18 protein-coding genes are annotated in these 24,794 nt (G+C 51.5%); 10 read left to right on the forward strand and 8 right to left on the reverse strand.

Going from position 1 to position 24,794, the window contains the following annotated elements:
- The first annotated feature begins 11 nt into the window (after nt 1-11).
- The 10 genes from K7B67_RS05735 (at nt 12) to queC (ending at nt 14,589) form a co-directional block, all read left to right on the forward strand.
- Nucleotides 12-7,403, forward strand: a complete 7,392-nt coding sequence (locus K7B67_RS05735) for an AAA family ATPase (protein ID WP_252179403.1) — start codon at nt 12-14, stop codon at nt 7,401-7,403.
- A gap of 53 nt (nt 7,404-7,456) precedes the next feature.
- Complete coding sequence (gene ybgC, locus K7B67_RS05740; RefSeq protein WP_276576720.1) at nt 7,457-7,870, forward strand: tol-pal system-associated acyl-CoA thioesterase; 414 nt, start codon at nt 7,457-7,459, stop codon at nt 7,868-7,870.
- 85 nt (nt 7,871-7,955) lie between these two features.
- Complete coding sequence (gene tolQ / locus K7B67_RS05745) at nt 7,956-8,630, forward strand: protein TolQ (protein WP_252179404.1); 675 nt, start codon at nt 7,956-7,958, stop codon at nt 8,628-8,630.
- A gap of 19 nt (nt 8,631-8,649) precedes the next feature.
- Nucleotides 8,650-9,096 carry a protein TolR gene (gene tolR, locus K7B67_RS05750; protein ID WP_252179405.1) on the forward strand — a complete coding sequence of 149 codons (447 nt, stop codon included), beginning with the start codon at nt 8,650-8,652 and terminating at the stop codon, nt 9,094-9,096.
- A gap of 79 nt (nt 9,097-9,175) precedes the next feature.
- Nucleotides 9,176-10,006 (forward strand): cell envelope integrity protein TolA, encoded by an 831-nt coding sequence (locus K7B67_RS05755; protein ID WP_252179406.1) that lies wholly within the window; start codon nt 9,176-9,178, stop codon nt 10,004-10,006.
- The gene (gene tolB / locus K7B67_RS05760) at nt 10,003-11,403 is read left to right on the forward strand and encodes a Tol-Pal system beta propeller repeat protein TolB (RefSeq protein WP_252179407.1); all 1,401 of its coding nucleotides are present in this window, start codon (nt 10,003-10,005) and stop codon (nt 11,401-11,403) included. Before K7B67_RS05755 ends, tolB begins: the two co-directional genes overlap by 4 nt.
- A 215-nt stretch (nt 11,404-11,618) precedes the next feature.
- Complete coding sequence (locus tag K7B67_RS05765) at nt 11,619-12,179, forward strand: OmpA family protein (RefSeq protein WP_252179408.1); 561 nt, start codon at nt 11,619-11,621, stop codon at nt 12,177-12,179.
- Between the two features lie 121 nt (nt 12,180-12,300).
- A complete protein-coding gene (ybgF, locus tag K7B67_RS05770; RefSeq protein WP_252179409.1) occupies nt 12,301-13,092 on the forward strand; it encodes a tol-pal system protein YbgF in 792 nt (263 codons plus the stop codon).
- Between the two features lie 128 nt (nt 13,093-13,220).
- Nucleotides 13,221-13,871, forward strand: a complete 651-nt coding sequence (gene queE / locus K7B67_RS05775; protein WP_252179410.1) for a 7-carboxy-7-deazaguanine synthase QueE — start codon at nt 13,221-13,223, stop codon at nt 13,869-13,871.
- A gap of 43 nt (nt 13,872-13,914) precedes the next feature.
- Nucleotides 13,915-14,589, forward strand: a complete 675-nt coding sequence (gene queC / locus K7B67_RS05780) for a 7-cyano-7-deazaguanine synthase QueC (RefSeq protein WP_252179411.1) — start codon at nt 13,915-13,917, stop codon at nt 14,587-14,589.
- Between the two features lie 8 nt (nt 14,590-14,597).
- Here queC and K7B67_RS05785 read toward each other — a convergent pair whose 3' ends face one another.
- The 8 genes from K7B67_RS05785 to K7B67_RS05820 all read right to left on the reverse strand — a co-directional run bounded on the left by K7B67_RS05785 (nt 14,598) and on the right by K7B67_RS05820 (nt 24,737).
- Nucleotides 14,598-15,974, reverse strand: a complete 1,377-nt coding sequence (locus K7B67_RS05785) for an esterase-like activity of phytase family protein (protein WP_252179412.1) — start codon at nt 15,972-15,974, stop codon at nt 14,598-14,600.
- Nucleotides 15,975-16,279: 305 nt separating this feature from the next.
- Nucleotides 16,280-19,150, reverse strand: coding sequence for an RNA polymerase-associated protein RapA (gene rapA / locus K7B67_RS05790; protein WP_252179413.1), 2,871 nt, complete (start codon nt 19,148-19,150; stop codon nt 16,280-16,282).
- 255 nt (nt 19,151-19,405) lie between these two features.
- A complete protein-coding gene (locus tag K7B67_RS05795) occupies nt 19,406-19,702 on the reverse strand; it encodes a YebG family protein (RefSeq protein ID WP_252179414.1) in 297 nt (98 codons plus the stop codon).
- Nucleotides 19,703-19,792: 90 nt separating this feature from the next.
- A complete protein-coding gene (rluB, locus tag K7B67_RS05800; RefSeq protein ID WP_252179415.1) occupies nt 19,793-20,704 on the reverse strand; it encodes a 23S rRNA pseudouridine(2605) synthase RluB in 912 nt (303 codons plus the stop codon).
- Nucleotides 20,705-20,821: 117 nt separating this feature from the next.
- Complete coding sequence (gene scpB / locus K7B67_RS05805; RefSeq protein ID WP_252179416.1) at nt 20,822-21,682, reverse strand: SMC-Scp complex subunit ScpB; 861 nt, start codon at nt 21,680-21,682, stop codon at nt 20,822-20,824.
- Nucleotides 21,682-22,485 (reverse strand): ScpA family protein, encoded by an 804-nt coding sequence (locus K7B67_RS05810; RefSeq protein ID WP_252179417.1) that lies wholly within the window; start codon nt 22,483-22,485, stop codon nt 21,682-21,684. The genes scpB and K7B67_RS05810 overlap by 1 nt, the downstream gene beginning before the upstream one ends.
- 303 nt (nt 22,486-22,788) lie before the next feature.
- Nucleotides 22,789-24,003, reverse strand: a complete 1,215-nt coding sequence (locus K7B67_RS05815) for a tryptophan--tRNA ligase (RefSeq protein WP_256484748.1) — start codon at nt 24,001-24,003, stop codon at nt 22,789-22,791.
- Between the two features lie 110 nt (nt 24,004-24,113).
- The gene (locus K7B67_RS05820; RefSeq protein WP_252180538.1) at nt 24,114-24,737 is read right to left on the reverse strand and encodes an L-threonylcarbamoyladenylate synthase; all 624 of its coding nucleotides are present in this window, start codon (nt 24,735-24,737) and stop codon (nt 24,114-24,116) included.
- Nucleotides 24,738-24,794: the final 57 nt, after the last annotated feature.

Below are 24,794 nucleotides of genomic sequence, written 5' to 3' on the forward strand. Positions count from 1 at the left end.
TGGGAGTGACTATGGATGGTCGGATTGGTGAGCCAATAAACAGCCCTGAGCCAATAAACAGCTCTGTTCCTGGTACTGTTACTGGTAGTAGCATCGCCAATAGTGACGAACCATCGCCATTACCGAACGGAGTCGATATCTGTTCCGAGGTAACGCCCAAACTCAATAGATTGTTACCTCCGATTACCTTACCTGACAAGGCGAGAACCGTATCCTCGGCGGATTCCCCGCTCCGCAAGTCCCGTTATCCCTTCGATTTTCGTTTCGTCGCCAATGATGATGAGGTTCGACAGCTGTTAGCGGCCCGAACTGCTAACCATCAGGATGTCACTGTTATCTCCCATCCCGATGATCTCGCACAGGATAATCTGGTCAGCCGCTTGAGCATTTCTGACGATGGTCGCCACGCTCTGCATTCAGGTAAGTTGTTTGAAGGTTCAAAGCCACTGACCCTGGTGATGGATATTCGGGAACTCACCAGTGAAGAATTGCCAAAATTTAATGATCTGCTGGACCCGGATAACCCCTGTCTGTACGACAAACTTAGCCAGAAAAAGCGCCCTCTGGGTAACCATGTTGCCCTGTTGGTTCTGGCCGATCCTGCACAGTTGGCAGCGGTTGGTCAGCAGGACGACGCACCGGGTGCTGACTTCTGGCGACGAATTAATCGACCGGGAAATAGCTGGCAGTTCGACCCACTCAACGAGGCTCCCCCGGTATTGCCTGAATTTACCGGGGCTGAACCTGCTATAAACGACAATGCCGTTGTTATTGACTGTCATAGGCACAGTCACTGGCGACCGTTGCTGCTGGGTGGGCCAGGCATCGATAAACAGGGGAGAATCCGGCATATCCCCGGCAGGCTTGAGTTATTAAAGGCTGGACAGCGGGTGATTCTGAAAGGAGCCAACTGGCAGGATCTGGCCTTCGAACAGGCGATTCGGCAGATGCTGGTGCAAAAGAGCTTTGAGAGCAATGGCAAGCTCTGTCAGTTACCCGACGATGTTCAGTTTTATCAAATGCCGGTGAAGAATGACGAGCTTCATTCTCTGTTCCAAAGACAGGCGCGCCCTGGTAAAGCATCAGGAAACGCGATCATTATTAACCAAAGTAATATTTCACAGTGGTTAAACCCGATTGCCATTGACCCAAAAGGTTATGCCGTTCCTAACACTTCCCTATTGAAACAACTTCGGTTGAGTCGTGTCGTTACCGTGACCTCTCCCCTCACCGAGACGCTCTGGTTTCATTTACTCGGTTCATTGCAGACGATTCGCGAGACAACGGGTCTGAATCCCCGACTTCAGGTCGCCCATTCAAGAGAGCAGCCGCAAGCCCTGGGGTTGGCAGAAAACGACAGCCGTCCTTTGTTCAATACCCTGGTTCAAACGGCCTTTAATGCCGTCACTTATCAGCAACCTGCCCAGGCCAGTCATTGGCTCAGTGACCAGAACGACCCTCTGGTGATCCAGGTCAATGAACAGACCAGCTTCAGTCAACTGTTTGATAATATCCATATCACTTCAGAACAAAAGGCGCGCTTTGGACGACGCCAGAGTGTATTACAGGAGGCATTAACTGTCGGCAGGCAGGTGGTGTTGCGTGGGCTGGAGAGTAATCCCACGCTTGCGCAGCTGCTGGAACCGCTGCTTGTTAAACAACCTCTGTTGGTGAACGGTCAGTTACAGGCTTACCCGAAAGCCAGGGTCACGGTGCTCTGGCCCGAGTCTGAGAAAAGTTCATCTTCGTTATTCTGCTCGATGATCGCCAGGAGCAAACCCTGTCCTGAATTTGACATCTGGGATATCAATGCCCGCAGGTATGATCTCCCCCGGGCTGAGCTGCCAGAACAGGCCATTGAACAACTTTACGAAGCCTTTAAAACAGTACCTCCCGACCTTTGCAGTCCTCTGCCTGAAATGACCGAAGGGTTGTTGAATAACCTGATACTGGCTGCCCGGCGGGCACAGCGGGTTGATCAGTCCCGACAGCTTCTGGCCCGCCACTGGCGCAAGGCCATCAATAGCGTTATCACCCACGGCACCCGGCAGAATCCGTCAGTGCGGGATTTTATGAAAGTGGCTTGTTGGCAGTTACTGCCGGATGAAGATCAAACCGGCACAGTAGACCCGGATCGGTTACATGCCATCATCAGCGATGCCCCACGGCTAGACAGAGAGTTTGTCAAACAGAACCTGTGGTCACTGGCCAGAGCCTTCGACCCGTCAGTATTGCGCGAAGAGTTACAACTGTCCTATGAGCGTCCCTTTCGAGCTGGGGTTGAAAAAGAAACTCTGCACAGGTTCTGTACCATGATCGTGGCCTATGTTCCTGAACAGCAACGACAGGCAGTGGCCGATCAGTTGGAAGTCGATCATCTGACGGTAGCAGAGCCCCATCAACGGTTAGCCATCAGGCCAGCAAGACATATTAAACGTTTGCAAGATGCACTGGCTTCTGGCTGGCAGCTACTTTCATCCCTAGAACAGACCCGATCCGATGCCATTCACGCTCTGGCCGCCGATTGTGTTGACATGGCCAGAGCGGCGAATGCCGAGGCAGAATGCATTAAACGCATAGCACACCGACTGTCGCAATCATTGCAGTGGCAGGGTTCTGCTGAACGGCCCCTGTCAGCGCTGGCCCGGGATCTTTATCACGGCTCGATCAATCAGAAGGATCGTGAAAGCCGTCGCTTATCCCGACTTCATGACCGGCTTGTGGATTCTCCCGTGATCTTCCTGCAAGGGGAAACCGGCACCGGGAAAAGTTATTTTTCCGCCAGGATGGCGAGGGCTTCGGGACAGGCTTTGGTGATCTCTCTCGGGCCATCTGACAGCGAACAGACTTTGATGAAACACTGGCAGTGGCAAGAGCACGCTGATGGCGACCGCTCTATGGAACAGCAGGATAGGGCACTGATGGAATGGGCCAAACGCTCAGCCGATAAAGACGGAGGCTATATAACTCTGATTCTGGATGAAGCTAATCTGGCTAAGGCCGGGTTGCTGGCCTCCCTGAACGGCTTATGGGAGCCGGAACCTTGCATCTATGTGAATGGACATCCCGTCAAGGTCAGCTCAAAACATCGGGTGATTCTCACCGGTAACCCGGATCATTACGCCGGGCGCCAACTCGACCCGGCTCTGAAAGAGAAATTGCTCGGGGTGTACTACCCCCCATTAGACCAGGCTTTTCTTCGGGACACAGTGGTGGAGCCCGCTTTGGTCAACCCGTTACAACGGCACCTGTCAGATACTCAAATAAACACGGCTGCCCAGAGTGCCACCAGAAGTGTGATGACACTCTGGCAATATTATCAGGAGCTGTTGCCAGAACGTGAGTTTACCCCCAGGGACTTAACGGATATTTGCAGTTGGGTGAGTTGGTACCTGGATCGTGGGTTGTCTGAAGGGGAGCCGGTTACCCGTGAGCAAGTGAACGGTTTGATTCAACAAAGTTTTCGGGATGTACTGGGACCCGAAATCAGCGAGAGCGATCAGGATGCCCTGGCAGCACTGGAAATCTGGTTTGCTGCTCGTTACCAGGTGGACAACACCCTGGGCAAGAAAGTTCATGACCAGACCACCCAGTCTATACAGCAGGCCTTCAAAACATACACTGAACGAAACCGGCCTGACTTTGAGGCTTCCGGATCGGCAGTTCATGAGCTGGTGCAATGGCTTGCACAGGATTTGAGTCGATGTCAGCAGTATCATCTCAAGGGAAAACACGGCGGCCGTCAGGCAACGCTGATAGAAGGCCCGGCTGGGCGGGGTAAGGATGCCACGCTGAATCTGGTGATTGAAAGTTTCAAATGGCAGCTTGAGCAACGGGGAGAATCCATGCCGAAGGTCTTTCCCCTGAATGCCTGTGATTGTTCCTGGGACTACGTGTGTGAAAGGATCCAGAAGGCAAGAGTTGAGGGTGGCATCGTAGTCATCTCGGAAATGAATCTGATCGAGAGCCAATATCTGGAAGGAGCCTTGAACGCTAGTCTGGCCGGTGATGCCCATCCGGGCTTCCATTTGTTTGCCACCATCAATCCACCGGAGTACAGCGGACGAAAACCGCTATCACCCGCGTTAAAAGGGCGTTTTAGGCATTTGCCCATCCGGCAGTACAGCCCGGCAGAGTTGCAGACTATTGCCGAGAAAGTGTTGCCAGAGAAAGTGTTGCCAGAGAATTCCCGGGGGAAAAGCGTGGCTAAATGGCTGACCAATAAACATTGTTGTCTAAGGGCTGCCCTGCAACGGAAAAAACTGCCGTTGCAGCCCACCAGCCTTGATTTACAGAATGTGGCCAGGGCCGTTATCGAAGGGAACGATTTTACTGAAGAGGGACTGCTCCGATGCCTGAACCAGCACTACCGGCTCTATCTGATGGCCGCCAACCTGTCGCTGGAGGCATTGCCGGAGTTATCGGCTCCTGTCGTGAGTAACAGCAAGCTTGTTGCTAAGCTTTGCCGTTGGTTCAACGAGACGATACCGGACGTTCGTCGTCCATGGTTGGTACGACCCAGTGAGATCAACAGTATTGACGAAAAATGCCATGAAATCGGTATTAAGGCTGACCTGAGTGAAGAGAAAGTCAGGATGGAAATGGTCAAAATGGTGGCCCAGAGCCGGTGGTTTGACGACCAGTCGGCAACTGGCAGTGACAAGACCCCTGAACAACACATTCCAGAACTCCATGCAAAAAAAATTCCGGCACCGGGCAGGAAAACGAACCATCTGACGACCCGGCGGCTTGACAACATGTCGGCAACTGGCAGTGACAAGACCCCTGAACAACACATTCCAGAACTCCATGCAAAAAAAATTCCGGCACCGGGCAGGAAAACGAACCATCTGACGACCCGGCGGCTTGACAACATGTCGGCAACTGGCGGTGACAGTGCCCCTGAACAATATATTCCAGAGCTCTATGCAAAAAAATTACCGGCACTGGACAGGAAAACGGACTTCGGTCACCAGAAGATGCCAAAAGTCAAAGATTGTAGAGTTTTTAAAACCGACAAATATTCACCCGCAATGTATCGCTGTTGGGCAAAGGATATTTATGTGTCTCCCAAGGGAGATGTTACACCGATCATTATTAACGCTAAGCATTTTCTAGGATTCGAAACCCTCAGGCCGAAGCGGTTACCGGGTCATGACCAGACGGTGACATTAGCCAGCAATCAAACGCTGGCAACTTTTGAAACGTCATCGAAAAATGGTCAATATGCCTTGCCCAGCCTGACACCTGATGACTATATCGTGGCCCTGCGTACAGAACCTGAGTTCTCCGAATCTTTCCTGCACAGGGATGTATATACCGGGCTTCATACATTGTTTATTCCCGATGCTAAACCCAGGCAGAGTATCAAATGCGTTTATGTCGTAGAACCCAGAAAACCGGGCAGAAAAACACCTTTTAAAGAGCCCCGGCCAGAACCATTAAAACGTTTTGATGCCAGCTGTTCGAAAGGTATGAAAGCAGTACTGGACGGACTGTTTGAGACCCTTGACCAGGTTGACCAACACCCACCCGAAGTATTGAGGCTTTTGCAGACCATAAAAAAACCTGAAAATATGGAACAACGAATGATGGCAATCACAGACTATTGCAAGGGATTTTCTGGCGAGGCTAAACCAAAGCGGGGTGTTAATTTCTTTCACTATTTAGTCACCCGGCGGCAGGGGAGTTGTCGTCATCGGGTGCCTGTTTTTATTGCTTTTTGTCGTTATTTCGGGATTCCATCCCGGCAAATCAGTAGCTCTGGACACTGTTTTGCTGAGTACTCTAAAGATGCAGGTCAAACCTGGAAATCGGTGGACTTGGGCGGGGCGCCTGTACAATTGAAAGAAATGACACCAGACTTCCAGCCCACCAGAAACGTGCAGGGTTCCAGTAATGCCGCAAATAAGGTTAAGAACTTTCTGAAGGGGGCTGAACCTGCACAACAAAAAGCTCTGGCTAAAGCCTGCAGTATGAATCTTGAGGATCTGAACAAAGCCCTTGAGACGGACAGTGCATTGCCCAAAAAAAATCTAAGTACCTTCGAATTAGTAAAGAGTCTTTGGGATAAAAAAGACTTGGCCAGTTTTTCCACGGGGGTCTCAATGTTGGTGTCGCTGGAGACAAAATCACTGAACTATTTCGAGAAAAAATTGATCGGTGGTGTATATAGCGAAGATTGGCGTTACTATAGACCGATGTCAGATGCAGTCAAAGAAATATTATCCAACAGCGACGGTTACCAGGTCATTGAACTGCTCAGGTCACTCCATTCAAAAATGATTGATCAGGCTAGAGCAAGCCCACTGGATTGGTTGAGTTCAATGTTAGACATATTAGACGGCAGAGACTTAGCCATGCCTTCGGTTAGGCTCCTTGCCAAGAAAGCTCTGAAGTTAGGTTGGCTGGATCCACTGCCGTTTTACGAGAATTATGCTAGAGAGGTTATTAAGCATCATAGGTTATTGGCGGATCTGGAAAGTGTCGATGAACTCAGGACCGAAGCTGCTCATTGCCTGAAAAAGTTTTATAAAGAAGTGTTTTTCAGTGAAAAAAGTAGCCAGAAATGGCAGTTGGCTTATAAAGACTTCCAGGAAAGAGAAGATTATGCCTTATTTGTCACCAGTAGCTGTGGTGGCTTTTCGTCACGCTTAGAACGTTTAGCACTCAGCTCATCGTTACAAACCTCCTGGACAGACAATCCAGAGGGAGTTCCGGACATAGCACGGATGCTGGCGCACCATCCCGCATTTCCAAAGTTAAACCCGGGCAGGGTGAGCCATCGTCCGGTAATTATCATGGGGCAGCCTTCCTGGAAAGCATTGATTGATGAAAAGATCGAAGTCTTTTTTGAAAGAGAAGCCGAGAACAATAGCTTTGAACTGAGGCGGTTGTTGAAAAAAATCAAACGAACGCTCTCTAGGGTGCCAGACAGAGATCATAAGCTTTTGGACGATTTAAAAACTAAATACAAGCAAGCCATTGAGCAGGCATTCGGTCATTATCTGTATGAAGTGACACATTCGAAAGGTGGTCGTTTAACCTATTGCTGGATCGGGGGTATCATCAATTCTAAAACTTGTACCGAGAGCAGTTATGGTGCTCATGACCCATCCTCGCCAGAAGAGTTGTCTGCCATGATGTGTGCTATTGACAATACTTCTGGTTTTGGGGAATTTGCTAAGAATGCCTACTTACGGGAGGCACACAACACCTGTAATGCACTGGTGCTGAACTCCGGTGAGTTGACGATCATTGCCGAAGAGTTTTTGAATAGCTTGAATTTGAACTCCGGTGAGTTGGTGACCATTGTCAAAGAGTTTTTGAAAAGCGTGGATTTCGATTCTATTATGACGCATTGGAAACTTGGTAACGGTTTGCTCATTCATGGCTTGCCATAGCCTAAGCGTCTCTGGCAGTCTCTGACCTGATTTCATTTTATGTGGCCTGCCCAGTGACTGATACTTTTTCCATTCCTGTTCGAGTCTATTACGAAGACACCGATGCCGGTGGTATCGTGTACCACGTCAATTACCTGAAGTTCATGGAGCGGGCCAGAACTGAATATCTGCGCAGTACCGGTTATGATCACCAGAAGTTATTGCAGGACAAGAAACAACTGGTGGTCGTCGATGCGTCAGTTCAGTTTAAACAGACTGCCCGGCTGGATGATGCTCTTACCGTAACCGTCCGGATTGAAAGCATGGGCAAGGCCCGGATGGTTTTTCTGCAACAGTGTTTTCGCGAAGGCGTCTTGTTATGTGAAGCCCGGTTTGTGGTAGCTTGCCTTGACAGCCAGAGCCGAAAACCGACGGCGATTACAGAATCCTTACGGAAGAAATTAAGCTCTGACGATAATTCGTCCTGAGATTGATGGTATTATCCAGAACGATTGTCGGTAACCCTTTTTCTAACTGATCGAATTAAAAGCGAGGTTTTCAGTGGCAGATAGCATGTCCATTTGGTCACTGGTAGGCAACGCCAGCTGGATCGTTTTGCTGGTGCTGATACTGCTGGTGGTGGCGTCTGTTGTTTCCTGGGTCATGATCGTCCAGCGCGGCATGCTTATTCGCTCCGCCCATCAGAATATGCTGGCCTTTGAAGATCGTTTCTGGTCCGGAATGGATCTGACCCAGCTGTACAGAGAGCTGGATAAAGAAGACGATCTGGGGGGGCTGGAACAGATCTTCCGGTCAGGCTTCAGTGAGTTTTCCCGAATGCGTTCCCAGGGTACGGAAGATGCTGACGCTGTCATGGAAGCCACCCAGCGAGCCATGAGAGTCGCCATCTCCCGCGAGCAGGAAAAACTGGAAACCCATCTCCCCTTCCTGGCCAGTGTCGGTTCGACCTGCCCCTATGTCGGCCTGTTCGGTACCGTCGTTGGTATTATGAACTCTTTCCGTGGGCTGGCTAATGTGCAGCAAGCCACCCTGGCCTCGGTGGCTCCTGGTATTGCTGAAGCACTGATGACCACAGCCGTCGGTCTGGTGGCTGCGATTCCTGCGGTGGTGGCCTATAACCGTTACGCATCCAGAGTAGAAGCTCTGTTGGCGAATTATGAAACCTTTGCAGATGAATTCTCCAGTATTCTTCATCGCAAGGTTCACAGTCGTCATCGTGCGGGCTGAGGGGAGCGGGTAAAAAATCATGGCTCGATCCAGAACCCGGCGCAAGCCAATGTCAGAAATCAACATGGTGCCGTTTATCGACATCATGATGGTTATGCTGGTGGCCTTTATGGTCAGTGCCCCAATGTTGACCCAGGGAGTGAAGGTAGAACTGCCGAAAGCAACCAGCAAGCCAATGCCCCTGCCAGATGATGCCAAGACTTTGATTATCTCCGTCCAGTCCGATGGCAAGTACTTTATTGACCTGGGTGGCAACCAGGAAAGTGCCAGAGGGTTGGACGAAATCAGTGACAAGGTTGGTAAGGTGCTTTCTGCCAGTCCCGACACTCAGGTATTAATTAAAGGTGACCGTAAAGTTGACTACGGTGCGGTCGTTGAGTTGATGGCCCGATTGCAGGGAGCAGGTGTTCATGATGTGGGGTTGATTACCGATCCATCGTCGTTGGATGAAGGGGTGAAACGCTGATGATCGAACGTGTTTCCTTCTGGCCTGACTGTCAGACAGAAAAAACCATGATCATGGTATTGTGGAACGCAGGGCGGTAATGAAGAAGATTCCATTGGTCGGTGCTTTATTCAGTCATAAGCTGTTTCAGGGTTACGGGTTTGCAGTGGTGGTGTCCGTACTGCTGCACGTTTTGCTACTGGCTCTGCTGTCCCGGGACTGGTCGTCTGATGAAGCGTTGAGGATCGTACCGCCCAGAAGCATCAAGGCCAGTGTCGTTGAAATAGCCCAGCCAAAAGCCAGACCACCAGAACCCAAGCCCGTGGTCGACAACTCGGCACAAAAAGCCCGGGAACTTGCTGCCCAAAAGCGCAGGGAAGAGGCACGTCGGCAGGCCGAAATTAAACGACAGAAAGAGCTGGCTCTGAAAAAAGAGCAGGCGGCAAAAGAGCAAGCAGCAGCGCAGGAAAGAGCGCAGGAAAGAAAGAAAAAGGAAGAAGCGGCTCGAAAAGAGCGAGAGCGGCAACAGCGCCTGGCGGAAGAAAGTCGGAAGAAAAAGCAACAGGAAGCATTGCTAAGACAGCAGGAACAGGCTCAGGCAGCTGCCGCCGAGCAGGCCGAAAAAGAGGCCGCAGAAGTGGCCTACTACTCTGAATTGCTGAACAACCTGATTGCCCAGAACTGGAACCGACCACCCAGTGCCCGTAATAATATGGTGGCGCTGGTTCAGCTCAGTCTGTCTCCTTTTGGTGATTTGCTGGAAGTAAGATTGCTGGAAGGCAGCGGAAATGATGCTTATGATCGTTCTGTCATACAGGCGATACAACGGGCAGCGCCTTTCCCGGAATTGAAAAAGCTGGAGCGGCGTGTGTTCGACAACAATTTTAGACGCGTTAATTTTAGGTTCAGGCCAGAGGATCTGGTGAGATGAAGCAATTAGTACGGTTTTCAGTAGAACGGTTTTCTGCCGGATTGTCGGGCAGGTTTCGGGGCAGAGGCCTTTTGAGTTCGTGGTTGTTTGTTGTCCTGCTGATGTCTATGCAGAATGCCCAGGCCATTCTTACCATAGAAGTGACCCAGGGCAATGACAAAGCTGTCAAGGTGGCCGTATCGCCCTTCAGCTGGAACGGTAAAAAAATACTGCCGGAAGATATGGCTTCTGTCGTAGAAAATGACCTTCGTCTCAGTGGTCTGTTTGCACCTTTGCCGCGGGAAGACATGCTCAGTTTCCCTGCCGGTGCCAAAGATGTCGTTTACCGTGACTGGGATGTACTGGGTGCTTCCTATCTGGTGACCGGGGAAGTGAAACAGGAAGGTAACACCTTTGAGGTGAGCTATCAGCTATTTGATATTGTTCGCCAGAAAAGCATTCTAAAAGGCAGGGTGCGAGGCGTTGAAAGTCAGTTGCGCGGCCTGGCTCACCATATAAGTGATGCGGTTTATGAAAAGATTACCGGCATTCCCGGCGATTTCTCTACCCGAATCATGTATGTCACGGCCCATCGTAAAAGTGCTGATAATACCGAGTATCGCCTGAACTATGCCGATGCCGACGGTCAGCGTCAGCGCGAGATACTTCGTTCCAGAGAGCCTATACTGTCCCCGAGCTGGTCACCCGACGGTAGTCGTGTTGCTTATGTTTCTTTTGAGTCTGGCCGCCCGGCTATCTACATTCAGGAGCTGGCTACTGGTAAACGTCAGAAGTTAACAAACTTTAAAGGGTTGAACAGCTCTCCGGTGTTTTCTCCAGATGGCAAGCAGGTAGCGCTGGTTCTGTCCAAAGGCGATAATCCGGACATTTATGTGATGGATCTGGCCACCGGAAAACTCAGCCAGGTCACCTCGCACTTCTCGATTGATACTGAGCCAGACTGGATGCCTGATGGGAAAAGCCTGGTCTTTACTTCTAACCGGGGAGGCAGTGCCCAGATTTACAAGGTGGATGTTAACCGGTTGTCAAATGGTACCGTGGTCGCTAATGGGAAACCTGAACGACTGACGTTTACCGGTAAGTTCAATGCCCGTGCTAAAGTATTCCCTGATGGTAAATCGCTGGCACTGGTCCATAAAGGTCAGGGCGCTGCCGAATTTAACATCGCCATTCTGGATCTCGATTCCGGACGATTGCGTTTGCTGACATCTGCCCGGTTGGAAGATTCGCCCAGTGTTTCCCCCGGGGGTCGCCGTCTTATTTATGCGGTAACGGGAGGCAAAAATGGAGAACTTGGCATTGTCACAGCGGATGGTCGAGTAAAATATCGCCTGCCATCGGCCGAGGGTGATGTCAGAGAGCCGGTCTGGGGGCCGTCATTAGGTACACAGCGCTAAAATCGGTTCGGATTAGTCTGCCGGGGGCAGCTGAGCCTGATGTTCGGGCATAGGGTTTTTACTCTGTCTGGATTTCAGGCCGGATTAAGTCGTAAGTTTGGCTGAATCCCTTGGTATTCGGGCTGGTTCGAAGTCTGCAGTTCTGATACTGTACTGCATCAATCAATGTATTGATTTTCGACTTACCAACACTGAATGAACGATTGGAGCTTGTCATGCGTTTTGCCAATATTGTCAAAGCTGCCGCACTGCCTGCTATTGCACTCTGGCTGGCGGGTTGTGCCTCTACAGGTGGTCAGAGCACCTCTGATGTTGAAACGACTCCCGAGGTCGTCACTGAAGAAGTAGTGATTGAAACCACCCCTGTTCTTGATCCTGCTGTTCAAGCCGTTATTGACAGCGGTGATGTTCAGGCTTCCCCTGAGCAGGTCGAGCAGCTGCTGGCGGATAAAACCTACCACTTCGGCTTTGACAGCTCTAAGCTGAAAGAAAGCGATTATAAGGCTCTGGACGTACAGGCTGCTTACCTGAACTCCCCTGAAGGTCGTGGCAAGAACATCATCATCCAGGGTCATACGGATGAGCGCGGAACCCGCACTTACAACCTGGCCCTGGGCGAGCGTCGTGCCAATGCTGTGAAGAGCTACCTGGTTGCCAAAGGTGTTTCTCCAAGCCGCATTGAAGTGATCAGCTTCGGTTTTGAGAAGCCTCTGGATCCCGCTCATAATGCTGAAGCCTGGGCTAAGAACCGCCGTGCTCACATTGTGATCAACTGATCCCCATAACGAAAGAAAATTATCGACTTCATATTGCAGCCATGGCGCCCCATTCACGGGTTTAAAAATCCTGGGTGGGTAGCACTCAGGCTCATGGCTGCACGACAGGGAATGAGACTGAATGCGTCTGAAACGATCTGTTTGCTCTGCTTTTGTTCTTGCTGGTCTGATGACCTCTTCTGTTCAGGCGCAGGTGCCTGTGGTGGACTCCCAGCCTTCGGGCAGTAGTGGTCAGTCTGTTGAACGTCAGGATCCGCCCCAGGCTGAAATGGCTTCGACAGAATCAGCGGCAGGAGGGACTGCTCATTTGCTGAATCTCCTGGATGAACTTCGTCAGGAGATCATGACGCTCAGAGGGCAGGTAGAGGAACAGGCTTATCAGATCAACCAGTTGCAGAAAGAGAACAGGGATCGTTACCTGGATCTTGATCGACGTATTACCCGTCTGGGTGACACTTCAGATAAAGCGCCTGCCACTGCTGGCGGCTTCCCGGTGACTTTGCCCAAGAAGCCTGTGGCAGCCAAGTCGGATAGCCGTGAAGAAGCTGCTTATCAGTCTGCTTTCGCCCTGATTAAGGAGAAGCAGTTTGATGAGGCTGTGCCTGCTTTGAAAAAACTGCTGAAAGATTATCCCAAAGGTCAGTTTTCTGATAACGCTCAATACTGGTTAGGTGAAGTTCAGATGGCCCAGGGCAAATACCAAGAAGCCCAGAGCGATTTCCAGGTTCTGATTGACAGCTACCCTGATAGCTCAAAAGTACCTGATGCTACTTATAAACTGGGCCGTGTTCTTGACCTGCAAGGTGAAAAAGACGCTGCCAGAAAACACTTTGAATCAGTGATCAGTCAATATCCCGGAAGTTCTGCGGCAAGGCTGTCAGAGACCTATCTCAGGAATATGTCCGGGACCTGATTCATGTTGCCTGCCTCCGGGTGGGCACTGCCGCTACCTTCTCTTATCCGTTCGGACGATTAAACCGAAATTGACTTCAGCCGGGTTGGCTCCTAGTATTGCCCGCCTGAATGTCTGGTGAGAGCTCAATGACTGCTGATACCCTCAGAATTACCGAAATTTTTCATTCCCTTCAGGGAGAGTCCCGTACCTCGGGCCTGCCCACTGTGTTTGTCCGCCTGACGGGTTGCCCACTTCGCTGCAGCTGGTGTGATACCGAGTATTCGTTTCATGGTGGCACCCGTATGTCTCTGGATGAGATTCTTCAGGAAGTCGAGGGCTATGGCGCTAAATATGTTTGTGTAACCGGTGGTGAGCCCCTTGGGCAGCCGAATTGCCTGCCGCTGCTTGAGCAGTTATCGGACAGAGGCTATGACGTGTCGCTGGAAACCAGCGGCGCACTGGATGTTTCCCAAGTGGATGAGCGAGTGGCTAAAGTGTTGGATCTCAAGCCGCCTGCGTCTGGTGAGAGCCACAGGAATCTGTACGAGAATATTGAGTACCTTACCGCCCATGACCAGGTTAAGTTTGTCATCGCCAATCGGGAAGATTATGACTGGTCGGTCAGTAAGATGCTGCAATATAACCTTCCGGAGCGAGTATCGGATGTACTCTTTTCCCCTGTCAATGACCAGCTGAAACCCGATCAGCTGGCTGACTGGATTGTTTCCGATAAGCTTCCGGTTCGATTCCAGGTGCAATTACACCGGGTGATCTGGGGTGACAAGACGGGAGTTTAATTAATGAGCGGAAAAAATTGGGAATAAATTAGGAACAAAGAGTATGACAAAAAAAGCAGTCATTTTACTGTCCGGTGGTCTCGATTCTTCTACGGTACTGGCTATTGCCAAAGATCAAGGATATGAGTGTTACACCGTCAGCTTTGATTACGGTCAGCGGCACAGGGCGGAATTGGAAGCCTCGGTTCGTGTCTCCGAAGCATTGGGGGCAAGGGATCATAAAACCCTGAAGCTGGACTTGCGTGATCTCGGTGGGTCAGCCTTGACCGATGATGGTATTGACGTTCCTGAGGCGCTGGGCGAGGGTATTCCTGTGACTTATGTGCCAGCACGCAATACCGTCTTTCTCTCCCTGGCCCTGGGTTGGGCTGAAATCCTGGGTGCCCGGGATATTTTCATTGGCGCTAACGATGTGGATTATTCTGGTTATCCGGATTGTCGTCCTGCGTACCTCGAAGCGTTTGAGAAAATGGCTAATCTGGCCACCAAAGCCGGTGTCGAGGGCGATCACTTTCATATTCGTGCCCCTCTGCTGGAGCTGACCAAGGCAGACATTATCAAGGAAGGCAGCCGTCTCGGGGTCGACTACGGCATTACCGTTTCCTGCTATCAGGCTGATGAGCAAGGTCGTGCCTGTGGTGTCTGTGACAGCTGCCGCTACCGCAAAAAGGGCTTTGATGAAGCCGGGGTTGCTGACCCAACGCCTTACCAGGGCTAATTCAGTACTTATTGCATCTTTAACAGCTTGTCAGGGACTTTGAAGAAGATGACGTCGGTGCTTCTTGGCTTGGGAGCGTTAGCCCCGTTATCGCTGACCAGAACCAGTAGCTTAGTGCCGTCATCACCGTCGGGTCCAAGCGTTACCCCTTCGATGTTGATTCTTTTAAAGTCCGGAAAGGTTTTTTCAAAATTCCGAGTGCTCAAAATGCGCTTTTTATCGAGCAGAGGCAGAGGCGTTTCAGCGGATTCTTGCAGTGTATTGCGATCTTCTTCTGAACCGTCGCTATTACCCTGAGTCGGCGGTAGCAGATTGTTCAGGTCAACCAGATAAACCTCTGCGTAGGAGTAGTTTGCCGTTTTTCTGTCGGCTTTCTTGATGTAATTTTTTTCGATAATGAGAAACTGGTGGTCATTGATGCCCTGGGCATCGCTGATGCTTTGGACAACGACATCCGTCTGGGGATCATAAAGGTCTGCAGGAACCGCAGTGGGTTGATAATGATACTGAATCTCTGGTTTTACCCTGGCTGAAACCAGATTTTTGGCCTCCGCCATGGAGAAACGTAATACCCGGCTGGGTACAGGGCCTTTATCATGATCCCAGTTTTTTTCATCCTGTAAAATGCCCTGTTCAGTGATAGCCAGATAATCACTGGTTCCCGGAAGATGGGTGACTGTTTCAAAGCCCCGGTTTCGCTTGACCCCTTTTCTATCGGGGTCTTCACTGTGCCAGTTGAATGCTGTGTCACCGATACCTGGCACCCAATGAGGAATTTTCCAGTCAAAGCGCCAGCCGATATTGGAGAATTCGCTGGGGTAATGGTAAGCACCCAGAAGCGTTCCATCTCTGGCTACTTGCAGAAGTGCACTGTGAACATTCCACCCCGGGAAACGAATCCAGGGGGAAACCCGATTGAACAGATAGGTTGCGCTTTGTTCTGAAGCGATCAGAAAACTATTGTCGTCAAGAAAATCAAAGCCTTCCGTATCAATATGTCCATGAGTTGTCCAGAAAATGCTGTCATTAGGCTCAATGACCACTTCCCTGACCTTTCTACCAGACGACCGAAGGAAAGTCCCTTTGCTCTTTACTATGCCTTTCCTGGTAATCAGGGTTTTTTCCGGAATGAGATAGTATCGGGACTGGCCGTTTTTGTTGTAATAGTTGGGTACGGCTCCGGTGTCGTCTGAAAGCAGAATGTATCTGCGGTAGTTCTTATCATAACGGATGGAAGAAATCCCCAGGATGGGCAGATCTTCACTGTAGTCCAACTTTTTGCTGCCAAGCAGCATCACACCATTCTGGCCTGCGAAGATGACTTTCGGGGAAAACAAAGCAAAAAGCAAAAACAGGGAAAGAGGCCAAGGTCCTTTGCGTGACATGAGGCTACCTTTTCTTATTAAGGGATCAGGTTGATTGGCTTAATCCTAGCTTAAATTTGGCAAATAATGGAGAAACCGCAGGTCGCTTTCGGAGATGTTTCTAGTGCATCATTTCAATGAGTTTGATGTGAACAATCTACGTTCATCCTGAGCGCCCTTCGACTCCGCTCAGGATGCACGGTCGAAGGATGTAGGCTCCGAACCAACAATAAAGACCGTGCCCGGCACCCTTCGACTCCGCTCAGGGTGAACGGAGATACTACTACGCAGCAGAACCCCGTTCATCCTGAACGGAGATACTGCTATCAACCCGCAATCATCAACCGCAAACCATCCAGCCTGAGCATCGCTTTCTGAAGACATTGATGACCCAGGGCAGCACGTTGCTTGAGGTGTTCAATCTCCTCGTCACGTACGTTCGGGTTCACTGCTTTCAGGGCGGCCAGTCGCTTGATCTCCTCGGTAACATGACCCAGCAGGTTTTTGCAGGCTTCTGTCACAATGGGGTTAACCTGTTCCTTCGCTGCTTGTTCCGCTTTGGCCAGCATGGTCAGAATCGGCTCCCGTTGCGCTTTTACCAGCTTTTTCGCCATGCCTTTTTTGATGGGCTGAAGTTGGGCATTCAACGTATCGAAAGCGACTTTTTCCGAGAGGTTATTCATACTGGGGTCGATCAGGCAGCGAATCGGCGTCGCAGGCAGGTAGCGATCCAGTTGCAGTTTTTTCTCGCCAGTGGCAGCGACGACATAAATTGCTTCCAGCAGCATGGTGCCTGGCTTCAGCGCCTTGTTTTTCAGCAGGGCTACTGAGGTATTGCCCATTTCACTGGTGAGCAGCATGTCCATGCTTTCACGAACCATGGGGTGTTCCCAGGTGAGAAAATGCATGTCTTCCCTTGAAAGCGCCATATCCCGGTCAAAGGTGACGGTAATGCCATCAGCCGGAAGACCCGGAAAAGCGGTCACCATATGGCTGCCAGGGCGCACCACGAGACAATGTTTGGAATGGTCTTCTGACTCGACACCAAAGCCTTCGAACAGCTTTTCCATATAGCGTTTGAGCTGTTTGGGCTCTTCCTGTGCTTCGATGTCATTGATCAGCTCTTCACTGGCCAGGGTGCCACGGGAGTTGATTTCCAGCAGGCGATCCCGGCCATTGTGAAGATGCTCATTCAGTTTTGCATTGAGTCTGGCGGTTTCCTCGATCAGCGGCTGAATGTCGGCCAGTGTCGTTTTCTTTTCCGGTGCCAGTGCTTCGCTGAAGGCTTCGCCCAGCTGTTCATAGACCATGCTGCCAGACGGGCAGGTATCGGCAAAGGCGTTCAGGCCCTGATCGTACCAGTGGAACATTAATTCCTGTCCGGTGCCTTCCAGGTAAGGAACATGGATTTTGATGGTCTCGGTCTGGCCAATGCGGTCGAGTCGTCCAATACGCTGTTCCAGCAGGTCCGGGTGAGCGGGTAAATCAAACAGCACCAGATGGTGGGCAAACTGGAAATTTCGGCCTTCACTGCCAATCTCGGAGCAGACCAGCACCTGGGCACCGTATTCTTCCTCCGCAAAATAAGCCGCCGCACTATCCCGCTCCACGATCGTCATGTTTTCGTGGAACACTGCGGTGGGTATGCCCGACAGAATTCTGAGGGCGTCCCCAAGGTCCAGGGCGCTATTGGCATTGGCACAGATCACCAGCACTTTTTGCTTTTTAAGCAGTTTTAGCAGATTGATCAGCCAGTCGATACGTGGGTCTACCTTCCACCAGGGGTCCATATCATCAACGCAGATATGGGACTGGTAAGCCAGTTCAGGATAGAGCGAACCACGGACTTCCGTTTCTTCTTCCTGGGCAATCTGGTAAAGCTCGGGCAGTTTCTGGGCGTAACCCTGTACCACACGACCGGGGAATCCACCCACCGCTGCACGGGTATTTCTGAACAACACCCGACCGGTACCGTGACGGTCCAGCAGGGTTCTCAGCAGCTGTTCACGGGCCGCTTGTTTTTGTTCATCCGAGCCATTATTGATAAGGCTGATCAGAGGCTGGCAGTCCTGGCCCAGGAAGCCGATCAGGTGCTGACAGGCGGCTTCCGGCAGGTGGTCATTTTCCAGCAGCTCCTGAACCGCCTCGGCCACAGGCTCATAGCTTTTCTCTTCTTGCTGGTAAGTGGCCAGATCGTGGAAACGGTCCGGGTCCAGCAGGCGGAGTCGAGCAAAATGACTTTCGGGACCCATCTGTTCGGGGGTTGCGGTCAACAACAGCAGGCCGGGAATCCGTGACGACAGGGATTCCACAACCTGATACTCACGGCTGGGGTTTTCCTCTGACCAGATCAGGTGGTGAGCTTCATCGACGATCAACAGATCCCAGTCGACCTCAAGAGCCTGTTGGCAACGGTTTTCGTACTGGCTCAGGAAGTCCAGGCTACAGAGAATCAGCTGTCCGGTGTTGAACGGATTTTCATCTTCAATGGCGCGGCAACGCTCTTCATCAAACAGGCTGAAATGCAGGTTGAAGCGACGCAGCATTTCCACCAGCCATTGATGCTGAAGGGTTTCCGGCACCAGAATCAACACCCGCCCAGCACGTTCTGTGATGAGCTGCTGGTGAAGAATAAGACCGGCTTCAATGGTTTTACCCATGCCCACTTCGTCAGCCAGCATCACCCTGGGAGCATGTCGTTCAGACACTTCACGGGCGATGTGCAGCTGGTGAGGGATCAGGCTGGTGCGAGCACCGAGAAGCCCTCTCACCGGCGAGCTGAGCAGTCGACAATTGTTTAACAATGTCTTGTAGCGCAGGGAATAATTGCTGTTTTGATCGATTTGACCGGCCAGCATTCGATCCTGCGGTTTGTTGAAATGAATAAAGTTGCCCAGTTCCGATTCGGGAAGCTCTTTGGGCTTACCGTCAGAAAGAACGCCTTTATAAAGCAGCAGGCCATTTTCTTCGATGACTTCTGTCACCGTCATGGCCCAGCCCTCGTGACTTTCTATCTCGTCACCAAGGTTAAATTGTACCCTTGAGAGCGGGCAGTTATTAATGGAGTACAGCCGGGTCTCACCGGTGGTAGGAAACAACAGGGTGACCATGCGACTGTCGAAAGTAAGAACGGTACCTAGCCCTTGTTCAGTTTCGGTGTCACTGATCCAGCGCTGTCCAGGAACGAAGCTCGTCATGTCGTGACTACATACCTTGCCAGACAAAAAGGCCGCTATATTAGCGGAATTGATTGTATTAGCAACCAGTACAAGTGCTACTTGGCGGGTTGCTTTACCGGTGTGCTGGTCTGAAAATGGGAAAAACGACCGGCAGATTCACTGTTTTCGGTAAAAAAAGGTTTTTTTAATCAGCAATGGCAGAAAGACTTTTTTTCCTGTGGCAGAGCGGATCAGGGCATTCCGCTCTGGCCTGTTGAAGGCTGTGTGGGCGGATCAGGCCGCTGCTTCATCCTCTGCTTCATCCTCGGCATTGTTCTCTGCTTCAGAAGCCTGACCAATCTCAAGCACCAGATCCGGTTTGCCTTTAAAGGCTTTGGCGAAGGTGTCTTTGTTTTTGGCGAACATCAGGCCGATCTCTTCAGCCAGCTCTTCATTGATTTCAAAGTTGTCTTCCAGCAGGCTGGAGATATTTCCGGCCAGCTCCAGCATACGATCGTATTCTTCAGCGGCTTTTTTGTCTGTAAACATGCTTCCGTCCCGGTCAACTCGCCACATGGGGGTAATAGACATGGCCCTCTCCTGTCAGGTTTGGTTTAGAGTAACTGTATATAAGTACAGTAGATCTGTCCAGTATCAGCCCTGACGGAAGCTCAAACCGCGCTAACGATGTCTGTTCTTTTTGAAAGCACCGGGCTTTTTGTGAGGTGACGGGCGCTTCTTGTTAATAGCCGGTTTACCACGGGTGCCTTTGGTTTTCAGGCCGGTTTTGGTGTGTCGGGGATCGGCTCTGCGGGACGGTCCGTTGGCTGCGGGTGTCAGCTGAACCGCTGCCGCCAGTTCGTCGATATCCGCTTTCTCGACTTCTTCCCATTGACCCATGCGCAGGTGGTCAGGAATGATAACATTAGCAAAACGTACCCGTTTCAGACGGTTTACTTTCAAATCCTGGGATTCCCAGAGTCTGCGCACTTCACGATTGCGGCCCTCCAGCAGGCAGACATGGAACCAGCGGTTGATGCCCGAACCGCCTGAGTCGACAATGTCGGTGAAGCGGGCAGGGCCATCTTCCAGCTCAACACCGTCGAACAGGTTTTTTACCTTCTGTTCTGTGGCATTCCCCATGACTCGAACCGCGTATTCACGTTCAATCTGGTAGGAAGGGTGCATCAGGCGACTGGCCAGCTCACCATCGGTGGTAAACAGCATCAGTCCGGAGGTGTTGATGTCCAGACGGCCAATGGCAATCCAGCGCTCTCCCTGAAGTTTGGGCAGTTTGTCGAAAACGGTGGGGCGACCTTCGGGGTCGTGACGGCTGCAAATCTCACCTTCAGGCTTGTTGTAGGCAATGACGCGGCGGATTCTGGAAGCATAGGTTTCCAGTTTAACCAGGCGACCGTCGACGGCAATCCTGTCTTCGGCATTGGCGCGGTCGCCGAGGCTGGCCTGTTCACCGTTTACGGAGATTCGACCTTCGCTGATCCAGCGTTCCATCTCACGGCGCGAGCCCAGGCCGGCGCCCGCCAGGATTTTTTGCAGTTTCTCACCCTGGGGAGGAGTGGTTTCAGTTGTCATGTTATTTACGGCTGTGCCGCTCTGTTACTCAATCAAAGGGGCCGGATTATAGCGATTCAGCACCGGTTAAGACAGCGTGGATTTCCGTCGCTGTTCCGTTGAGTGATCAGGCATCGCTCAGGGTGTACTGCTTTCGTCTGGTGTTTCCACGGGTGTTTCTGCTTCAGGCGCAGGCTCTTCACTGTGATGGAGATCCGTCTCAGGGTGTGCCGCTTCATCTTCTTGGGTAGATGGCTCTGCCCGTTCCATCTCTTCGACTTTCTTTTTACGGATCAGGTCGTCAAAGTTGTCTGGCAGATCGGCTTCCAGTTCATCCAGTTCGGCAAAGAGTTCCTCGGCGGATTGTTCTTCCGTTTCAGTGACCTCTTGAGTTTCATCATCCTCCGTGGTGAGTTCGCTCTGTTCATTGGCTTCAGCCAGCTCTCTGGCGGCTTCTTCCAAATTACGAATCTCGGATAAAGGAGGCAGCTCATTGAGGTTTTCCAGATTAAAATAATCCAGAAACTGGCGGGTAGTGGCAAACATGGCCGGACGCCCTGGTACATCCCGGTGACCCACCACACGTACCCATTCGCGGTCCTGAAGGGTGCGAATAATGTTGCTGCTGACCGCGACTCCCCGGATGTCTTCAATTTCGCCACGGGTGATCGGCTGTCGATAGGCGATCAGTGCCAGGGTTTCCAGCAGTGCCCTTGTGTAGCGCTGTGGCTTTTCTTCCCAGAGTCTGCCCACCCAGGGGGACAATTCCTGCCTGACCTGGAAGCGGTAACCCGATGCCACCTGCTTGAGTTCAAAACCCCGTCCTTCACAGGCTTCAGAAATAGCCACCAGGGCTTCGCGAATCCGGTTGCCATCGGGGCGCTCTTCCTCAGGGTAGAGGTCTTCGGGGAACAGCGCGGCCAGCTTTTCTACGGTCAGGGGTTTCTGGCTGGCCAGCAGGGCTCCTTCCAGGATACGTTGCAGTTGTTCTGCTTCCATCAGTCAATCCGGGCTTTAACGTGAATGGGGCCAAAAGGTTCGTTCTGGATCAATTCGATCAGGGATTCTTTGATCAGTTCCATCACCGCCATAAAGGTAACGACAACGCCGAGTTTGCCCTCTTCCAGCCGGAACAAGGCAACAAAAGGTGTGAAACGCTCAGAGGTCAGCATGGACAGCACTTCACTCATGCGCTCACGGGTGGACAACGCCTCCTGTTCAACCTGGTGGCTGACGTACATTTCTGAGCGGCGCAGTATCTCTCCCATGGCCAGCATGATTTCTTTAAGATCCACTTCCGGGTGCGGGCGTTCCTGCTCCAGATCGGGTGGAACCGCGCTGGCCTGGTGCAGGTCTCTGGTCATTCTGGGCAGCTGATCAATATCTTCTGCGGCTTTCTTGAAACGTTCATATTCCTGCAGTCGACGAATCAGCTCAGCACGGGGGTCTTCTTCCTCGTCTTCATCTTCAGAGACTCGTGGCAGCAACATGCGGGATTTGATTTCAGCCAGTGTCGCAGCCATAACCAGATATTCTGCTGCCAGCTCGAATTGTCCTGATTCCATCAATTCCACGTACTGCATGTATTGCTCTGTGATGACCGCCACTTGAACGTTCAGGATGTCCATGTTGTTGCGCTTGATCAGGTAGAGCAGCAGGTCAAGAGGGCCTTCAAAGGCTTCCAGAAAGACCTGCAGGGCATCCGGTGGGATATAAAGATCATCAGGCAGCTTGGCCATGGGCTGACCCATAACCAATATCTGGCGTTCTCCGGACTCAGCCACGGCTTCCGTGGGGGTCATTGATGCGTCACCCTGTTTCAAATCCTCTAACTGAAAAAAAGCAGTTTGACCGGCAAGCGGTAAAACTGCTTTTTGTGGTGATCAGGCTAAAAGCCTGATGGTATTTTTTAATGGTTGATACTTCACTCTTGATTAAAACCGCAACGAGCGCAACACTCGCTGTTATGGCTAAGGTTCAAGCTACCTTGTCAAACACTTAAAGTTGAAACTCACAAGATAAATTCACTTTTATAATGATTTATCTTGTGTCTAGCGTAATTGATTTTGCGATTGTTGCAATTTTATTTAACTGAAACACAGTGTTCAGCGATAGTCCAGCCCTATGGCTTCCCGAACTTCCCTGAGGGTGTCCTGGGCTTCGTCCCGGGTTTTTTCTATCCCTTCGGCAATGATGCTTTTTACGACATCGGGATTGCTTTCCAGTTCCCTGGCTTCTGTGCGAATAGGTTCCAGTTCCGCCTGAACGGCTTCAATCAAGGGTTTTTTGCAGTCAAGGCAGCCGATACCTGCTGAACGGCAGCCGTTTTGCACCCACTTTCTGCACTGATCATCGGAGTAGACTTGATGGAGTTGCCAGACCGGACATTTTTCCGGCTCGCCCGGATCGTTCCTGCGAATGCGGGCCGGGTCTGTGGGCATCTTTTTCAGTTTTGAGGCAACACTGTCCTGGTTTTCCCTGAGGCTGATGGTATTGCCGTAGGACTTGGACATTTTCTGGCCATCCAGACCCGGCATACGGGCCTGCTCAGTGAGCAGAGCCTGAGGTTCCGGCAGGATGACCTTGCCCGTGCCTTCCAGATAGCCAAACAATCGCTCCTGATCGCCCAGGGTGATATTGCCCTGTTCTTTCAGCAGGGCTTTGGCGGTGGCCAGGGCTTCATCATCTCCCTGCTCAAGGTAGGCACGACGGAGCTTGCGATAGAGGTTGGCGGCTTTGCGGCCCATTTTAGCGATCGCAGCCTCGGCATTCTCCTCAAAGCCTGGCTCCCGGCCATACAGGTGGTTGAAACGTCTGGCGATTTCACGGGTGATCTCTACGTGAGCTTCCTGGTCAGCACCGACGGGAACCAGACCAGCACGGTAGGCAAGGATGTCGGCACTTTGCAGCAAGGGGTAGCCGAGGAATCCGAAAGTGGAGAGATCCCTTTCCTTCAATTTTTCCTGCTGATCTTTGTAACTGGGTACCCGTTCCAGCCAGGAGAGCGGTGTAATCATGGAGAGCAGCAGATTTAATTCGGCATGCTCCGGAACTTTGGACTGTATGAACAGGGTGGCTGCCCCTGGATTGACACCTGTTGCCAGCCAGTCAATGACCATGTCCCAGACTGAGTCTTCCAGTTTTTCCGGCTCTTCGTAGTGAGTGGTCAAAGCGTGCCAGTCAGCTACGAAGAAAAAACATTCGTATTCGTGTTGCAGCCGGAGCCAGTTTTTTAATACCCCATGATAATGGCCAAGGTGCAGTCGGCCAGTGGGTCGCATGCCAGACAGGACACGCGACTGCGAGTCTACAGCGCTCAAGAGGCTCTCCCGTTAGAATCCTGAACCGACAGGGTACGACAGTTTGGGCGACGGTAAAAGCGTGTTTTGCCCGTCGTAAATAAAATCATCGTTTTATGGGTGCCCAGGATTTAATTAAAAAACGGTTCCGTATTACCTTTACCTTCCCGGAGTACTTCCGGTGTGTCTGCCAGTAAACTGATGACCGTGGTGGGTTCCATGCCTCGATAACCGCCATCAATAACCAGATCCAGCTGGCTTTCAAGTGTTTGGCGAATGTCGTATGGATCCAGCATGGGCTCGTTGTCACCGGGCAACTGTAAGGTACTGCTCATGATGGGCGCATCCAGTTCATTGAGCAGGGCGCTGACAATGCTGCACTGGGGAACTCGTATGCCCAGGGTTTTTCGCTTGGGGTGCATCAGGCGGCGAGGGACTTCCCGGGTGCCTTTAAGAATAAACGTGTAAGGGCCGGGGGTGTGATTTTTCAGCAGACGGTATTGGACGTTGTCGACCTGGGCGTAGGTGGCCAGTTCAGAGAGGTCTCTGCACACCAGTGTGAAATTGTGCTTTTCATCCAGGCGGCGAATCTGGCGAATCCGCTCAACCGCCTGTTTGTCACCAATCAGGCAGCCCAGGGCATAGGCCGAGTCAGTGGGGTAGGCAATCACCCCACCGGCCCTTAGAATTTCTGCGGCCTGACGGATCAGACGAAGCTGCGGCGTCTCGGGGTGAATCTGGAAAAACTGGCTCATGGCTGTGTGCATGGTACCTGTACCTTTTGAACCGTCTTTTAGCGACTGTGTTCAAAG

The sequence above is a fragment of the Endozoicomonas sp. 4G genome, from assembly GCF_023822025.1.
In the GTDB taxonomy this organism is placed as follows: domain Bacteria; phylum Pseudomonadota; class Gammaproteobacteria; order Pseudomonadales; family Endozoicomonadaceae; genus Endozoicomonas_A.

What these genes read in the sequence shown, in the direction of transcription:
- K7B67_RS05735 (WP_252179403.1), top strand. Translation starts at nt 12, where the DNA reads ATGGATGGTCGGATTGGTGAGCCAATAAACAGCCCTGAGCCAATAAAC.
- tolQ (WP_252179404.1), top strand. Translation starts at nt 7,956, where the DNA reads ATGTCCATTTGGTCACTGGTAGGCAACGCCAGCTGGATCGTTTTGCTG.
- tolR (WP_252179405.1), top strand. Translation starts at nt 8,650, where the DNA reads ATGGCTCGATCCAGAACCCGGCGCAAGCCAATGTCAGAAATCAACATG.
- K7B67_RS05755 (WP_252179406.1), top strand. Translation starts at nt 9,176, where the DNA reads ATGAAGAAGATTCCATTGGTCGGTGCTTTATTCAGTCATAAGCTGTTT.
- tolB (WP_252179407.1), top strand. Translation starts at nt 10,003, where the DNA reads ATGAAGCAATTAGTACGGTTTTCAGTAGAACGGTTTTCTGCCGGATTG.
- K7B67_RS05765 (WP_252179408.1), top strand. Translation starts at nt 11,619, where the DNA reads ATGCGTTTTGCCAATATTGTCAAAGCTGCCGCACTGCCTGCTATTGCA.
- ybgF (WP_252179409.1), top strand. Translation starts at nt 12,301, where the DNA reads ATGCGTCTGAAACGATCTGTTTGCTCTGCTTTTGTTCTTGCTGGTCTG.
- queE (WP_252179410.1), top strand. Translation starts at nt 13,221, where the DNA reads ATGACTGCTGATACCCTCAGAATTACCGAAATTTTTCATTCCCTTCAG.
- queC (WP_252179411.1), top strand. Translation starts at nt 13,915, where the DNA reads ATGACAAAAAAAGCAGTCATTTTACTGTCCGGTGGTCTCGATTCTTCT.
- K7B67_RS05785 (WP_252179412.1), bottom strand. Translation starts at nt 15,974, where the DNA reads ATGTCACGCAAAGGACCTTGGCCTCTTTCCCTGTTTTTGCTTTTTGCT.
- rapA (WP_252179413.1), bottom strand. Translation starts at nt 19,150, where the DNA reads ATGACGAGCTTCGTTCCTGGACAGCGCTGGATCAGTGACACCGAAACT.
- K7B67_RS05795 (WP_252179414.1), bottom strand. Translation starts at nt 19,702, where the DNA reads ATGTCTATTACCCCCATGTGGCGAGTTGACCGGGACGGAAGCATGTTT.
- rluB (WP_252179415.1), bottom strand. Translation starts at nt 20,704, where the DNA reads ATGACAACTGAAACCACTCCTCCCCAGGGTGAGAAACTGCAAAAAATC.
- scpB (WP_252179416.1), bottom strand. Translation starts at nt 21,682, where the DNA reads ATGGAAGCAGAACAACTGCAACGTATCCTGGAAGGAGCCCTGCTGGCC.
- K7B67_RS05810 (WP_252179417.1), bottom strand. Translation starts at nt 22,485, where the DNA reads ATGACCCCCACGGAAGCCGTGGCTGAGTCCGGAGAACGCCAGATATTG.
- K7B67_RS05820 (WP_252180538.1), bottom strand. Translation starts at nt 24,737, where the DNA reads ATGAGCCAGTTTTTCCAGATTCACCCCGAGACGCCGCAGCTTCGTCTG.